Origin of the sequence: Zeimonas sediminis, assembly GCF_023721795.1 — a bacterium.
Classification (GTDB): Bacteria; Pseudomonadota; Gammaproteobacteria; order Burkholderiales; family Burkholderiaceae_E; genus Zeimonas; species Zeimonas sediminis.
Window position 1 is genome coordinate 1,575,502 of sequence record NZ_JAMQYE010000001.1, and the last position, 14,549, is coordinate 1,590,050.

Annotated in this window: 14 protein-coding genes and 1 tRNA gene; 8 read left to right on the forward strand and 7 right to left on the reverse strand. The window is 70.9% G+C overall.

Features of this window, described 5'->3' with window-relative positions; genetic code table 11:
• Positions 1 to 15 precede the first annotated feature (15 nt).
• A complete protein-coding gene (locus M6I34_RS07340; RefSeq protein ID WP_272485040.1) occupies positions 16 to 1,131 on the forward strand; it encodes a YeeE/YedE family protein in 1,116 nt (371 codons plus the stop codon).
• An 86-nt stretch (positions 1,132 to 1,217) separates the two neighbouring features.
• Positions 1,218 to 1,293 (forward strand) — tRNA-Lys (locus tag M6I34_RS07345).
• 115 nt (positions 1,294 to 1,408) lie between these two features.
• Here M6I34_RS07345 and M6I34_RS07350 read toward each other — a convergent pair.
• Both M6I34_RS07350 and M6I34_RS07355 read right to left on the reverse strand, forming a co-directional pair.
• The gene (locus tag M6I34_RS07350; protein ID WP_272485041.1) at positions 1,409 to 2,761 is read right to left on the reverse strand and encodes a PQQ-dependent sugar dehydrogenase; all 1,353 of its coding nucleotides are present in this window, start codon (positions 2,759 to 2,761) and stop codon (positions 1,409 to 1,411) included.
• A 145-nt stretch (positions 2,762 to 2,906) separates the two neighbouring features.
• Positions 2,907 to 3,815, reverse strand: a complete 909-nt coding sequence (locus M6I34_RS07355) for a cyanophycinase (protein WP_272485042.1) — start codon at positions 3,813 to 3,815, stop codon at positions 2,907 to 2,909.
• 235 nt (positions 3,816 to 4,050) lie between these two features.
• On the opposite strand from M6I34_RS07355, the gene M6I34_RS07360 reads away from it, so the two are divergent.
• The 3 genes from M6I34_RS07360 (at position 4,051) to M6I34_RS07370 (ending at position 6,259) form a co-directional block, all read left to right on the forward strand.
• Positions 4,051 to 5,139, forward strand: a complete 1,089-nt coding sequence (locus tag M6I34_RS07360; RefSeq protein ID WP_272485043.1) for an acyltransferase family protein — start codon at positions 4,051 to 4,053, stop codon at positions 5,137 to 5,139.
• 63 nt (positions 5,140 to 5,202) lie between these two features.
• Positions 5,203 to 5,658, forward strand: coding sequence for a DUF3237 domain-containing protein (locus M6I34_RS07365; protein ID WP_272485044.1), 456 nt, complete (start codon positions 5,203 to 5,205; stop codon positions 5,656 to 5,658).
• Between the two features lie 7 nt (positions 5,659 to 5,665).
• Positions 5,666 to 6,259 carry an IMPACT family protein gene (locus M6I34_RS07370; protein WP_272485045.1) on the forward strand — a complete coding sequence of 198 codons (594 nt, stop codon included), beginning with the start codon at positions 5,666 to 5,668 and terminating at the stop codon, positions 6,257 to 6,259.
• Here the strand turns inward: M6I34_RS07370 and nanR are convergent.
• A complete protein-coding gene (gene nanR / locus M6I34_RS07375) occupies positions 6,168 to 7,007 on the reverse strand; it encodes a transcriptional regulator NanR (protein ID WP_272485046.1) in 840 nt (279 codons plus the stop codon). The genes M6I34_RS07370 and nanR overlap by 92 nt on opposite strands.
• Positions 7,007 to 7,840 carry a phosphogluconate dehydrogenase C-terminal domain-containing protein gene (locus M6I34_RS07380; protein ID WP_272485047.1) on the reverse strand — a complete coding sequence of 278 codons (834 nt, stop codon included), beginning with the start codon at positions 7,838 to 7,840 and terminating at the stop codon, positions 7,007 to 7,009. Before M6I34_RS07380 ends, nanR begins: the two co-directional genes overlap by 1 nt.
• A gap of 157 nt (positions 7,841 to 7,997) precedes the next feature.
• On the opposite strand from M6I34_RS07380, the gene M6I34_RS07385 reads away from it, so the two are divergent.
• From M6I34_RS07385 to M6I34_RS07395, 3 genes are read left to right on the forward strand one after another with little or no spacing between them, the layout of a single operon-like run.
• On the forward strand, positions 7,998 to 9,242 hold the full coding sequence (locus tag M6I34_RS07385; RefSeq protein ID WP_272485048.1) for a ribulose-bisphosphate carboxylase large subunit family protein: 1,245 nt from the start codon (positions 7,998 to 8,000) through the stop codon (positions 9,240 to 9,242).
• Positions 9,239 to 10,588, forward strand: coding sequence for a 3-oxo-isoapionate kinase OiaK (oiaK, locus tag M6I34_RS07390; RefSeq protein ID WP_418953499.1), 1,350 nt, complete (start codon positions 9,239 to 9,241; stop codon positions 10,586 to 10,588). The genes M6I34_RS07385 and oiaK overlap by 4 nt, the downstream gene beginning before the upstream one ends.
• Positions 10,589 to 10,645: 57 nt before the next feature.
• Positions 10,646 to 11,044, forward strand: a complete 399-nt coding sequence (locus M6I34_RS07395) for a VOC family protein (protein ID WP_336254468.1) — start codon at positions 10,646 to 10,648, stop codon at positions 11,042 to 11,044.
• Positions 11,045 to 11,048: 4 nt separating this feature from the next.
• On the opposite strand, the gene M6I34_RS07400 is transcribed toward M6I34_RS07395, so the two are convergent.
• Genes M6I34_RS07400 through M6I34_RS07410 form a run of 3 tightly spaced genes read right to left on the reverse strand, consistent with a single transcriptional unit; the run spans position 11,049 to position 14,549 of the window.
• On the reverse strand, positions 11,049 to 12,137 hold the full coding sequence (locus tag M6I34_RS07400; RefSeq protein ID WP_272485049.1) for an SDR family oxidoreductase: 1,089 nt from the start codon (positions 12,135 to 12,137) through the stop codon (positions 11,049 to 11,051).
• A gap of 37 nt (positions 12,138 to 12,174) precedes the next feature.
• On the reverse strand, positions 12,175 to 12,882 hold the full coding sequence (locus tag M6I34_RS07405; RefSeq protein ID WP_272485050.1) for an ABC transporter ATP-binding protein: 708 nt from the start codon (positions 12,880 to 12,882) through the stop codon (positions 12,175 to 12,177).
• The gene (locus M6I34_RS07410; protein ID WP_272485051.1) at positions 12,879 to 14,549 is read right to left on the reverse strand and encodes a branched-chain amino acid ABC transporter ATP-binding protein/permease; all 1,671 of its coding nucleotides are present in this window, start codon (positions 14,547 to 14,549) and stop codon (positions 12,879 to 12,881) included. The genes M6I34_RS07405 and M6I34_RS07410 overlap by 4 nt, the downstream gene beginning before the upstream one ends.

Here is a 14,549-nt window from a genome sequence, read left to right on the forward strand (position 1 = left end):
GGCCCGTCGCCCGCCATGCCCGACATCGACATCGCCGCCGTGCAGAGCACCGTGGTCTGGGCCACCTTCGCGCTCGCCCTGCTGCTCGGCGCGCTCATGAACCGCAGCAACTTCTGCACGATGGGCGCGGTCGCCGACATCGTGAACATGGGCGACTGGACCCGGATGCGAATGTGGGCGGCCGCGATCGGCGTGTCCATCCTGGGCCTGCAGTTGCTGGCCGTCGCCGGGCTCGTCGACCCGGCCAAGACCATCTACACCGGCTCCAGCTTCACCTGGCTGTCCTACGCCGTCGGCGGCCTGCTGTTCGGCTTCGGCATGGTGCTGGCCTCGGGCTGCGGCAGCAAGACGCTGGTCCGGATCGGCGGCGGCTCGCTGAAGTCGCTGGTCGTTTTCCTGGCGATGGGGCTGGCGGCCTACATGACGCTGCGCGGCCTGACCGGCGTTTGGCGGGTCAACCTGCTGGACCCGGTGGCCGTCGCGATCGCGCCGGGCCAGGACCTGCCCCGGCTGCTGTCGGGCGGCAACGCAGGCATGCTCGATACGCTGAGGATCGCGCTGGCCGCGGTCATCGGCGGGGGCCTGGTCGCCTGGAGCCTGGCCAGCCGCGAGGCGCGCGAGCCCGATGCGCTGATCGGCGGCTTCGGCACCGGCCTGGCCGTGGTCGGCCTGTGGTACGTGTCCGGTCACCTGGGCTACGTGGCAGAGCACCCCGACACCCTCCAGGAGGCATTCGTCGCCACCAACACCGGCCGCGCCGAATCCTTCACCTTCGTCGCGCCGATCGCGTTCAGCCTGGAGTTGCTGCTGTTCTGGAGCGACACGAGCCGGATCGTGACCGTGGGCATCGCCGCGGTGGCCGGCATGATCGCCGGCTCCTGCCTGTGGGCGCTGCTCACACGCCAGTTCCGCTGGGAAGGCTTCCGCGGCACCGAGGACACCGCGAACCACCTGGTCGGCGGCCTGCTGATGGGCGCGGGCGGGGTCACCGCGCTGGGCTGCACCGTCGGCCAGGGCATCAGCGGCCTGTCGACGCTGGCGCTCGGCTCCTTCGTGGCCGTGGCCGCGATCGTGGCCGGCGCGGTGGTCGGGCTGAAGTACCAGATGTGGCGAATCGAAAGGATGGGCTGAGCCCTCGATTTGACCGCCCCTGGAACAGGAGATAGAATCGCGAGCTTTCCTGATGACGCGCCGCAGAGCGCGCCGAACGGAAAACCGGGTCGTTAGCTCAGCTGGTAGAGCAGCGGACTTTTAATCCGTTGGTCGCAGGTTCGAATCCTGCACGACCCACCAAATTTCAAGGGCTCGGCCGCAAGGTCGGGCCCTTTTTGTTCATCCGCGCTCTTTGTTCGCGCGCCCTTGCCTGACGCGGTGATCGGCGGCCTGCGCGTGGCCGGATCCGGCCCGCTCAATTCCTGGGCGACACCACCCGGAACACCTTGCCGGTGCTCCCGTACGGCCCGAAGGTCTCGTTCGTCAGCAGGTAGAGTTCGCCGCTCCGATCCTCGGCCAGGCCGATGATCCGGCTGTCGATCACCTGCAGGCGCCGGTAGGGCCACGGCTTTCCCTTCCCGTCGCCGGGCTGCGCGACGAAGACCTGCCCGCTCGGCTTGCGGAAATCGGCGCTCCAGTCGGTGAACAGCAACCTGCCCCTCAGCTCCGGGATTGCGCTCCCCCGGTAGATGCGCGCCCCGGTGATCGCGGTGCCCACGCCGCGGATCCCGAGCTTCGTGTCCGGGTGCGAGGCCTGCATGTTCGGGTACTCGAGCACCGGCATCAGGATCGGCCGGCCGCTCGCGTCGCGCGACGGGCACGATTGCGGCGGCTGCCGGGGCTTCAAGCGATCGACGCAGTGGGTGCCTTCCATCAGCGGCCAGCCGAAGTTGCCCGGCCCCTCGACGCGATACGCGGCCTCCCACAGGGTTTCCGCGACCGCGGTCACGTAGAAGCTGCCGTCCCCGCGATCGAAGGCGATCCGGTACGGGTTGCGAAAGCCCCAGGCCCAGATCTCCGGCCGTCCTCCGCCCTTCGCGAACGGATTGCCGGCCGGAATCGCGTAGCCCGGGAACCCCCGGTCGACGTCGATGCGCAGGATCTTGCCGTACAGCGATTCGGTGTCCTGCGCCAGATGGTCCCATGTCAGGGCCTCGCGGGGCACGTCGAAGGCCTGCCAGCGCACCTGCTTGCCGATCCCGTGCGAGGCGCCGCTGTCGCCCAGGCCGATGTAGAGCAGGCCGTCGGGGCCGAACGCGAGCCCGCCGCCGTTGTGCTTGCGGCTCGGCCAGTCGAGCTCCATCAGCACGCGCTCTGAAGCCGGATCGATGTGGGACAGATCGCCGGCAGGCGTGCTGAACTCGGAGACTCGCCGGGTGTGGTTCCAGTTGCGGGGCGCGCCGGCGCGCAGCGGCGCCGAATAGCTGACGAACACCCGGCCGTTGCGCCTGAATTCGGGATGCAGCGCGAAGCCCAGCAGCCCGCGTTCCTCGAAGTCCTGCTCGAGCTTCAGCATGGCCGGGCGCAGATCGAGGAAGGGCTCTGGCGCAAGCCGCCCGTCGCGCTGAAGCACCCGCACGACGCCGTCCTGCTGGACGATGAGCCTGCGCCCGCTTCCGTCGGCCGGCTCGACGAACTCGACCGGGGCGGTCAGGCCATCGGCGACCAACTCCAGCGCAAGATCCTCTGCCTGCGCGTGAATCGCGTGCGCGAGCAGGAACGCGAAGGCGAGCCCAGCCAAGCGGCGGCCGAGAAATCTGGAAGTCATCCGGAGCCCCCCTGTCATTCGCCCTGCCGGTCTCACTGTGGCGGCCCGCGGGCGACAAGCGCCGCGGCATCGAACCGCAACGTAGATGGTAGCAAGGCCCGCTATCCCGGCAAGGGCCGCTCCGCGGGACGGCCCGCCGGCGCACTCAGCCGTCCGGGAAAGCCACCCTTCGTCGCTTAGGGTCGAAAGTGCTTCCGCCAGGCAGCACGTGCATCCGGATGTCGCTCGCCCTGGCCATCGGGCCTTCGTCCTCGACGATGCGCGCCCTGCGGGCATCGAAGATCTTCACGTAGTAATTGCCCAGCACTTCCCACGTCCCGTCGGCGCGCACCAGCAACGCGGTCTCCTCGTCGATGCCGACCCCGATCAATTGGGGATGATCGAGCACCGCGCTGATCAGGCGGTTGTACCGGGCGCGATGCATGAAGTGCTGGTCGACGATCGCCCCCTTGAAGAAGCCGAAGCCCTTGGAAATCTCCTGCATGCCGCGGGCGATGTTGACGATCTCTTCCTCCTCCGGATTCCGCGGCTTTCGCCAATTGCCCGTGAGCATCAGGCTCGTCATCACGGCGGCGCCCGCCGAGGTGCCTCCGACCACCGAACCCTGCTTGTAGCGCCGCTCGATGCTCGCGAGCGCCTTTGTCCCGAGCAGCAGGCCCGACAGGCGGGACTGGTCTCCGCCCGAAAACCAGTAGCCGCTGAACCCCTCCAGGAATCTCGCCGTCGAGTCGCTGTTCGCTTCGCCCGGCCCGAGGTCCACGAGTTGCGCCTCGGCACCGAGCCTTCGCAAGTCGTCGACGACTTCCCTGGCTTCTTCGTCGGACTTGAGGCTTGCCATCGGGAGGACGGCGATCCGCGCCTGGCCCGGCCCACCAGCGAGCGCGACGAACCGCTGTTGCACCGTCATGGGCGTGTCGCCACCACCGACGATGATCAGGCTGCCGACCGGATCGGGCGCGAACAGGCTCGACTCCTGCGCGACGGCAGGCGCGCCGAGGATGAGCCAGGCGATGAGCAGGAACCAGGCCGGATGCCCCGGGGACGGAATTCGCACGACGAGTTCGGGGATGTTGCACGAGGGGGGGTCGAGGCGGGCACCGAGCCGCCGCGATGCGCACCCCGTCGCGGAAATCCTACACGACGCGCGACCTCCCCGAGCCCCGATCGCCGGGCAGTCCACTATTGTCCGCCGCCGCGGTAAGCTTGCCCACCCCGCACGCCGCGCCCTGCCTTTCGCAGGGCGTTTCTGCGTCCGGGGCCCGTTCTCGGCTTCCCCGGAGCGCACCCGAATGGCCGCCTCGCGCCTGCCCCTGATCGACGCCATGAAGGCCCTTGGCTGCATCGCGATCGTGCTCCACCACCTGGCGGTCTACGGGCCGATGTCGGACGCGGTCGCCGGCGTGGCGCAGCCGCTTTTCGACTGGCTCTACGACCGTGCCCGGCTGGCGGTTCAGGTCTTCCTGGTGCTGGCTGGCTGGCTGGTCGCCGCGACGCTCGCGCCCGACGGCCGGCCCGCGGTCAGGGAGCCGCTGAGCCTGGCGTGGAAGCGCTATCGGCGGCTCGCGCCTCCGCTGGCCTTCGCGGTCGCGATCGCGGCGCTCGTCACGGCCCTCGTGCGGCCATGGTTCGGCCACGATTCCCTGTCGGCCCCGCCCACCCTGCCCCAGTTCGCGGCGCACGCCCTGCTGCTGCAGGACGTCCTCGGATTCGAGGCGCTGTCGGCGGGCGTCTGGTACGTGGCGATGGACTTCCAGCTCTTCGTGGCCACGGCCTTGCTGGCCGCACTGGCGGCGCGGCTGCCGGGCGCGACGGCTGCAGCCTTCCCGGCGGCCGTCGCGCTGCTCGCGGGCGCCTCGCTCTTCCTGTTCAACGGCAATCCCGCGTACGAGAACTACGCCGTCTATTTCTTCGGCGCCTACGGCCTGGGCATGCTCGCGTTCTGGGCCGCGCGTTCGCGGTTCCGCCGGCTCGCGCTCGCCGCGCTCGTCGTGCTCGGAGCCGCGGCGCTCTGGCAGGAATTCCGCAAGCCGATCGCGGTCGCGCTGGCTACCGCGCTGCTGGTCGCAGTCGCCGACCGCCGCGGCTGGCTGGCGAGCTGGCCGAGATGCGACGCGCTGGCCTGGCTCGGCCAGCGCTCCTATTCGATCTTCGTGATCCACTACGGCGTCCTGATCGCCTTCAACGCGACCTGGAGCCTGCTCTTTCCCGACGGCGTCTGGATCAACGCGCTCGGGATGCTGGGCGCGACGCTGGCATCGGTCGCGGCCGGTGCCGCCCTCTTCCGCACGGTGGAGAGCCGGCTCGCCCTTGGCCTGAACCGGGCGGCGGCCCTGCTCGCGACCATGCTGGCCGCCGCGCTGGCGCTCGAGGCCGCCTGAAGCCGCGATCCTGTAAGCTCGGCCGGTTCCCGCCCTGCGGCGGCACTTCCGGCGAGCCCACCGATGATCGACACCCGTCCCCTTTTCGAGATCCGCATCCAGGTTCCCGAGATCCAGGATCTCGGCCAGACTCCGCTCGGCCGCCGGCGCATCGCGGTGGTTTCCGGCGGCAGCTTCGAGGGCGAGCGCCTGCGCGGCGAAGTGATCGGCGCGCCGGCCGGCGACTGGCTGCTGCAGCTGGCCGACGGCACCACGCTGCTCGACGTGCGGCTCACGCTGCGCACCGACGACGGCGCCTCGATCTACATGAGCTATCGCGGCCTGCGGCACGGCCCGGCCGACGTGATGGCGCGACTGGCCGCCGGCGAGGCAGTCGATCCGAAGCGCTACTACTTCCGCATCGCGCCCACGTTCGAGACCGCGTCCGAGAAGTACGGCTGGCTGAACCGGATCCTCGCGATCGGCGTCGGCCGCCGCGAGCCCTCCGGGCCGGTCTACTCGGTGCACGAGGTGCTCTGACGCCGGCATGCCCGTCACCCTCGCCGCCCCGGCCCACAGCGAACTGATCGTCAGGAAGAGCCGCTTCATCGGCTGCGTGCAGCCGATGGCCGATCGCGCAGGCGCGCTGAAGGTCGTCGAGGCGCTGCGCGCCGGGCACCCGGGCGCGGCGCACGTCTGCTGGGCCTTGCTGGCGGCCGGCCATTCGGCGGCGGTCGACGACGGCGAGCCATCCGGCACCGCGGGCAGGCCGATGCTCGACGTGCTGCGCCACCAGGACCTCGACGGCGTGCTGGCCACCGTGGTGCGCTACTTCGGCGGCGTGAAGCTCGGCGCGGGCGGGCTGGTTCGCGCCTATACCGACACGGTCGCGCAGGCGCTGCTCGGCGCCACGAAGGTGCCGATCGTGCGCAGGCGGGCGCTTCGCTGCCGGGTGCCGTACGCGCTGGAAGGCATGGTGCGGCGCGAGCTGGAGCAGGCCGGTGCCTCGCTCGACGCGGTGCTGCACGGCGAGCTTGTGGAGCTGGAGTTCAGCCTGCCGGAGGACGCAGCCGCGCCTTTCGTTGCGCGCGTGAACGACCTGGCTCACGGCCGGGCGCTCTGGCCGAGCGACGAGAACTGAGCGCGACGGGCTCTTCGCGCAGCAGCTCCCCGTACAACGCGTTCGCTCGCGCAAGGTGCCGGCGCATCGCGTCCTCGGCGGCCCGCGGGTCGCCGCTCGCGATCGCATCCCGGATCTCGTCGTGCTCGCGCAGCGTCAGCGACTCGGCGCCGGGCGCGCGCACCAGCGCGCGGTGGTGGCCACTGAGCCAGCGGAACATCGCGTCGACGATGGCAGGGAAGATCGGGTTGCCGGTCATCGCCGCGATCGCGACGTGGAACTCGCGATCGCCGTCGACGAAGCTCGCGGGGCCTTGGGCAAGGCGCCCTCGAACCTCCGCGAGACGGCGATGCGCGGCCAGGGCCTCGTCGAGCCGCGCGAGCGCGCTCGCATCGGCCCGCTGCGCGGCGATCCGCGCGATGCCCGTTTCCAGGAACTCGCGCACTTCCTTCAGGTGCTCGAGCGAGGCCGGATCCATTCGCAGCAAGTGCTGCGCGCCGGCGGCGACCTGCGCGACCAGCGACTCGGCCGTGGGCAGCACCACCCGGGCGCGTTCGCCGTGGCTCACCTCGACGATGCCGGCGCGCGCCAGCGCGAGCATCGCCTCGCGCACCGCCGAACGGCCCACGCCGTAGTGGTCCATCAGCTCGCGCTCCGAAGGCAGCTGCTCGCCGGGCAGGATCTCGCGCCTGCGGATCCGCTCGAGCAGGCGCTCGTAGACCTCCTGGTAGAGCTTGCGCCGCTGGATCGGCTCGGGCGCGGCCGTCATCAGGTGATGCGCCGGATGCTTTCGGCGATCTCGTCGCGCTCGAACACGCCCAGCCAGTCGTCGCGCAGCAGGCGCGGCTTGCCGAAGGTGATCGCCTTGTTGCAGGCGTCGGAGAACGCGCCGGGGATCTCCTCGAAGATCACCGCGGCCAGGATGTTCATGTGCCCGAGCAGGAACTCGCGCGCCGCCTCCTTCGGCACGCCGCGCTTCACCACCTCGTCCATCGCATCGCGCATCGTGGCAAGCAGCGTGGCGACGACCGTTTCCGACAGGCCCGGCTCGAGCAGCGCCATCTGCTCGACCGATACGCGGTAGGAATTCAGCACCGGCGCGTAGATCACCTTCGCGATCGCCTCGCCGACCGCGTAGTGCTCGTCGGGCCCCTGCATCAGCGCGTTCACGATCGACTGGCGCGCGGCCAGGCCGCCGAAGCGGTCGCGCCGCGCTTCCTCGCTCGCGTCGTCGTTGAAGATCGACGGATGGCACGGGTGCGTGACGAAGTAGACGAGATCCGGCCGGTCGGGCAGGTGTCCCGCGAACGGCGCGGCCGCGTCCAGCGTGACGACCATCGTGCCGGGCTTCAGCTTGGGCGAAATCGCCGCGGCGAGCTTGCCGATGATCGTGTCCGGCACCGCCAGGATGACGACCTGCGCGTCGGCCAGCGCGGCATCCTCGTCGACGCAGCGGACGCCCAGCTCGCGCTCCAGCCGCTCGCGTCCGGCAGGACTCGGCTCCACGTGCCGCACTTCGTACGACGATGCACGCAGGTTGCGCGACAGTCGATGGCCCATCTTTCCGCCCGCGCCGAACAGCGCGATCGTCGGTTCGTTCATCCGCTTGCTCCTGGTTGGCTCGCTGCGGCCGGTCGCCGGGCGTCGGTACCCGAACCGGCAGCTGCTATGATGTCAGCTTATCAGACAAGTACATGACATTCAAACAGCGGTCCCGGCGGCAGACTCGCCGGCTCCCCTTCCGAAGACGCGAGAAACGATGAGCGAACGCATCCACGCGACCTACTGGCTGGAGACCGGCGACGACCCCCGGCGCGCCGCCGACACGATCGCCGGCGAGCAGTCGAGCGGCACCTTCGTCGCGCTGCCGATGGAGACGCCCGAGCTGAAGGACCGCTCCGGCGCCCGCGTCGAGCGGCTCGAGCTGCTCGAACGGGTGCGCGAGCCGAGCCTGCCGACGCCGGTACGCGCGCCGCACTACACCCGCTGCCTGCTCGAGTTGTCGTGGCCGATCGAGAATTTCGGCGCTTCGCTGCCGATGCTGATGGCCACCGTGGCCGGCAACCTGTTCGAGCTGCGCGCGGTCACCGGCCTGCGGATCCTCGACTTGCGGCTGCCGCCGGCATTCGCCGACGCGTACCCGGGCCCGGCCTTCGGCGTGGCGGGCACCCGCAGGCTCGCCGGCGTGCCGCGCGGCCCGCTCGTCGGCACGATCGTCAAGCCCAGCGTGGGCCTTAGCCCGGAGCAGACCGCGGAGCAGGTGAAGGCGCTGGTCGAAGGCGGCATCGACTTCATCAAGGACGACGAGCTGCAGGCCGACGGGCCGCACTGCCCGTTCGAGGAACGGGTGAAGCGGGTCATGGCGGTCGTGAACGACGCGGCCGAGCGCACCGGCCGCAAGGCCATGGTGGCGTTCAACCTGACCGGCGACCTGGACCAGATGCGCCGGCGCCACGACATCGTGCTGGCCGCCGGTGGCACCTGCGTGATGGCCTGCCTGAACTCGGTCGGCCTGGTCGGCCTGCACGAGCTGCGCCGCCATTCGCAGCTGCCGATCCACGCGCATCGCGCCGGCTGGGGCTCGCTGACCCGCTCGCCGGCGCTCGGCTGGGACTACGCGCCATGGCAGAAGCTCTGGCGGCTGGCCGGCGCCGACCACATGCACGTGAACGGCCTGGCCAACAAGTTCAGCGAGCCCGACGACAGCGTGATCGCGGCAGCGCGCGCGGTGCTCGCGCCGCTGTGGGCGGACGCGGCGATGACCGCGATGCCGGTGTTCAGCTCGGGCCAGACCGGCCTGCAGGCCGCCGACACCCATGCCGCGCTCGGCTGCGCCGACCTTATCCACGCCGCCGGCGGCGGCATCTTCGGCCATCCGCAAGGCGTTGCCGCCGGCGTCGAGGCGATGCGCGAGGCCTGGGAAGCGGCGATGAACGGCGAGGCGCTCGAGGCGCGCGCCGGCCGCAACGAGGCCTTGCGCGCCGCGCTGGGGTTCTGGAAGTGAGCCGCGACGGCCTGCTGCTCGCCTACTACGGCGACGACTTCACCGGCTCGACCGACGCGCTGGAGGCGATGACCGCCGCAGGCGTCCCCACGGTGCTGTTCCTCGAAGCGCCCACGCCGCAGGCGCTGGCGCGTTTTCCCGACGCGCGCTGCGTCGGTCTGGCCGGCTCCTCGCGCGGGCGCGACCCCGCCTGGATGGAAGCCGAGCTGCCCGCCGCCTTCGAGGCGCTCGCCCGGCTCGGCGCGCCGATCCTCCAGTACAAGGTCTGCTCGACCTTCGACTCCTCTCCGGCGATCGGCTCGATCGGCAAGGCGATCGATCTCGGCGTGGCTCGCATGCCTGGCGACTGGTCGCCCTGCGTGGTCGGAGCGCCCCGGCTCGGCCGCCTCCAGGTGTTCGGCAACCTGTTCGCGGTCGCCGGCGGCGTCGGGTACCGCCTCGACCGCCATCCGACGATGTCGCGGCATCCGGTCACGCCGATGCACGAGGCCGACCTGACGCGCCACCTGGCCAGTCAGACGGCGCGGCCGATCGCGCTGATCGACATGCTCGAGCTGCGCCGCGGCGACGCGCGGCCGCCACGCGGCGCGGCGGGTGGCGAGGTTCCCGTTGTCTTCATCGACGTCGCCGACGAGCAGACGCTCGCCGAGGCCGGCCGCATCGTCTGGGAGAACCGCGGCGCGGGCCTCTTCAGCGCTTCGTCGTCGGGCCTGGACTATGCGCTGGCCGCCTGGTGGCGCGCGCGCGGCTGGCTGCCCGAGCCGCCGGGCCTGCCGCCCGCGAAGGCGGTGCCGGTCATCGGCGCGGTCAGCGGAAGCTGCTCGCCGGTCACCGCCAGCCAGCTGCGCTGGGCGCGCGCCCACGGCTTCCTGACCGAGCGGCTCGATCTCGGCCGGGCGCTGCCGGGCGCGACACGCGCGGCTGAGGTCGAGCGCGCGGCGCGCGCGGCCGCGAACGCAATCCGCGCCGGCCGCAGCGCGATCGTGTTCAGCGCCGAAGGCCCCGACGACCCCGCGGTCACCGGGTTCGACGAGACCGCGGCGCGCGCCGGCCTGTCCCGGGGCGACGCGGCCCGCGGGGTCGGCGAATGCCTGGCGGACGTGATGCGCGGCATCCTGGTCGAAGCCTCACCGAAGCGCATCGTCGTGGCCGGCGGCGACAGCTCGGGCGAAGTCGCCTCGGCGCTCGGCATCGAGGCGCTGACCGCGCAGGCCGCGATCGTGCCCGGAGCGCCGCTGTGCCGCGCCTGGAGCGCGGACCCGTCCCGTGACGGCCTCGAGATCGTCCTGAAGGGCGGCCAGATGGGCGGCGAGGACTTCTTCGGCAAGGCGCTCGGGCAGGGCTGAGCGATACTGCCGCCGACGCGCTTCACTTCGACCACCGCTCCAGCGAACGAGACGACCATGCAAGCCCTGATCGACCGCATCGACCACATCGTGCTGACCGTGACCGACATCGAGGCCACCACCGCGTTCTACGAGCGCGCCTTCGGCTTCGAGCGCGAGTTCTTCCGCGGGCCCGAGGGCCAGCCCCGCCACGCGGTGCGCATGGGCGGCTTCAAGATCAACCTGCAGGACTCGGCCACCGAGACGCCGACCAAGGCGCGCGTGCCCACGATCGGGTCCGGAGACTTCTGCATGATCGCCTCGGTGCCGCTCGACGACTTCATCGCGCACCTGAAGGCCGAGGGCATCCCGATCGACACCGGGCCGGTGTCGCGGCGCGGCGCGCTCGGGCCGATCCGCTCGGTCTACCTGCGCGACCCCGACGGCAACCTGGTCGAGGTCGCCGAGTACGTCTAGAGGCTCAGCGCGGCGGCAGCCACTTGCGCTCCTGGAAGCGCCGGATCAGCCGCACGAACATCTCCTCGGTGTCCACGCAGTCCTGGAAGCCCGCCTGGCGCGCCTTGATCGTGCTGGCGAGCGCCGGCACCGAGGCCAGCGCGTCGCCATAGGCGAAGTTCCGGTCGGCGTACTGGAAGGACAGCCCGACGAAGTCGCGCAGGCTCTCGGGGGACTGCAGGCCGTGCCTGCGGTGGATCGCGCTCCACTGCGCCTGACGCTTCGGCATCTCCTGCGCGAGCGACATCGGCGACGGATCGCCGACCTTCATGCCGAAGGCGTCGGCGATCGCCGGCCACACCGTGGCCCACTCGAAGGCCTCGCCGTTGTTGATGTTGAAGGTCTCGTTGCGGCAGGCGGGCGTGGTGGCCGCCCATGCGCAGGCGCGGGCCAGCAGGTCGGCGTCGACCGCCTGCACGATGCGCCGCGCCCCGCCCGGGTAGGACAGCGGCTTGCCCTCTTCCTTCAGCAGCGCCGCGTACACGCCGATCGCCGGGATCGGGTTCATCGCGCTGCCGATCGACTCGCCGAAGACCACCTGCGGCCGCAGGATCGTGAAGTGCCAGCGACTGCCGGCCTGCTTCTCGCGCAGGTAGTCTTCCTGCAGCCAGTAGAAGTTCTCGTGCGGATGCCGCGGCCAGCGCTCGCGGGCCGGCACCGGCACCGGCTCGACGTGCACGCCGTAGGCCTTCGTGCCCTGCAGCAGCGTCACGTGCTCGAGCCGGGGCGCCGCCTGCAGCAGCGGATCGAGCAGGTTGCGCAGCATCGCGTCGTTGACGCGCATCTGCTCGGGGTCGCGCCAGCCGGCCACGAGTTCGTCCTTCTCGTACAGCGCCGCGTACAGCACGTGGGTGACGTCGGCCATCGCGCCGAAGACCTCGGCGCAGCGCGCCCGGTCGGTCAGGTCCACCGACACCAGCGCCGCGTCGTCGAGGCCGGGTGGCCGGCGGCGCGACACGCCGACGACTTCCCAGTCGGGCAGGGAACCGAAATGGCGGATCGCGGCGAAGCCGACCAGGCCGGACGCACCGGCCACCAGCACCTTCCTCTTCACTGTCGAATCCCCCTCGCCGCGCCGGCCCGCCCGGCGCTCAGAAAAGCTCCATCAGCCTGACGTGGTCGCCGAGCGGCGCGGGATCGCCGTCGTAGATCTTCTGCCCGGTCTTGAACACCGCGGCGCGGTGCGCGATCGGCAGGCTGGCCTTCACGTTCTGCTCGATGATCAGGATCGTGGTGCCCATCGTGCGGTTGATCTCGGCCACGCTCTGCATCACCTTGTCGACCAGGTTGGGGGCCAGGCCGATCGAGGGTTCGTCGAGAAGCATGAAGCGCGGCGCGTGCATCAGCGCGATGCCGATCGCGAGCATCTGCTGCTGGCCGCCCGACATGGTGCCGGCCAGCTGCGCGCGACGCTCGGCCAGGATCGGGAACATCGAGAACACCCGCTCGCGGCGCTCGTCGAGCTTCGAGCGATCGTGCTCGACGAAACCGCCGAGCTCCAGGTTGTCGGCCACGCTGAGCGTGCGGAACACCCCGTGCCCCTGCGGCACGAAGGCGAAGCCGTCGGCCACGTTGCGCGCCGGCGAGCGGCCGGTGATCTCCCGCTCGCCAAGCCAGACGCGGCCCGCCTGCGGCTGCAGCAGGCCGAACAGCGCGCGGGCGAAGGTGGTCTTGCCGGCGCCGTTGTGCCCGAGCAGCAGCACGATGCTGCCGGCCGGCACCTCCAGATCGATGCCGTCGACGACGCGCTTCTTGCCGTAGCCCGCCGCGAGCCCGCTGACCTTCAGGGACACGCTCATTTGAAGTACCGCTCCGAAAGCTCCGGGTCGCGCATCAGCTCCTCGGGCGTGCCCTCGGCGAGCTTGCGGCCCTCGTCGAGGAACACGACGTGGCTGCACAGCTCGCGGATCACGTCGAGGTTGTGCTCGATGATGCACAACGTGCGACCCGACTCGGCCAGCCTGCGGAAGATCGGCAGCACCCTGGCCAGCGCGTTGGGCGCGAGGCCCGACAGCGGCTCGTCGAAGAGCAGCGCCTCGGCGCCGGTGGCCAGCAGGCGCGCGACCACGAGCAGCTTCTCCTCGGCGTACGAGAGGTCGGACGCTAGCTCGCCCGCGCGTTCGCCCAGCCCCACGAACTCGAGGATCGCCATCGCGCGGGCCAGGTTCTCGCGCTCCTCGCGGCGGACCACCCACGGCATGAAGTAGACGTGGAACAGCCTGTCGCCGCGCTGATCCGGCAGGGCCACCAGCACGTTCTCGAGCACGGTCAGGCCGGTGAACAGCTTGAGGTCCTGGAACGAGCGCGCCACGCCGGCGCGCACGATCTGGTGCGGCTTCAGGCCCTTCAGCGAACGGCCGCGATACGTGACCTCGCCCTCGTTCGGCTGCAGGAAACCGGTGAGCAGGTTGAACGCGGTGGTCTTGCCGGCGCCGTTCGGGCCGATCAGCCCGGTGATGCGGCCGGGCGGGATCGTGATGTCGACGCCGGACACCGCGACGATGCCGCCGAAGCGCTTGGCCAGCCCCTTGCCCTCGAGCGAGGCACCGGCCAGCTGGGTCGCCACCGGCGGGCGATCGGGCGGCGCACGATAGTGGCTGGCCGAGGCAGACTCGGGCAGCAGGCCCTGCGGCCTGAGCCGCAGCATCACGATCAGCAGCAGCCCGTACATCATCTGCCGGACCTTGTCGGCGATGTCCGAGGGCATGTCGACGAACTTCAGCAGCTCGGGAAGCACCGCGAGCACCACGGCGCCGACCAGCGAGCCGGCCAGGTTGCCGGTGCCCCCGAGGATGACCATCGCGAGCAGGTAGATCGTGAGCTCGACCGTGAAGCTCTCCGCCGACACGAAGGTCACGTAGTGCGCGTACAGCGAGCCGGCCACCGAGGCGAGCGCCGCGGCGATCGCGAACACCCAGAGCTTCATCGCGACCACGTTCTTGCCGATCGCCTGCGTGGCCGCCTCGTTCTCGCGCATCGCCTTCAGCGCGCGACCGAAGGGGGAGGCGCCGAGCCGCCATGCGATCGCGTAGCAGGCCACCGCGAAGGCCACCGCGAGCGGCAGGAAGCTGCCCGGCGAATCGAGCGCGACGCCGAACAGCTCGATCCGCGGGATGGCCCGGATGCCGTCGGTGCCGCCGGTCATGTCGGTCCAGTTCAGCAGCACCGTGGTCACGATGATCTGCAGCGCCAGCGTGACGATGACCAGGTAGTCGCCGCCGATGCGCAGCGCCGGCAGCGCGATCAGCACGCCGAGCGCGGCGGTGACCAGGATCCCGGCGATCAGCGGCAGCGGAAACGGGATGCCGTAGGTGGCCGCGAGGATCGCGGTGGCGTAGGCGCCCACGCCGAAGAAGGCCGCGTGGGACAGCGCGAACAGCCCGGCGTAGCCGATCAGCAGGTTGAAGGAGCTGGCCAGGATCGCGTAGAGCGACACCATGACCGCGACGTGAAGGACGTAGTCCAT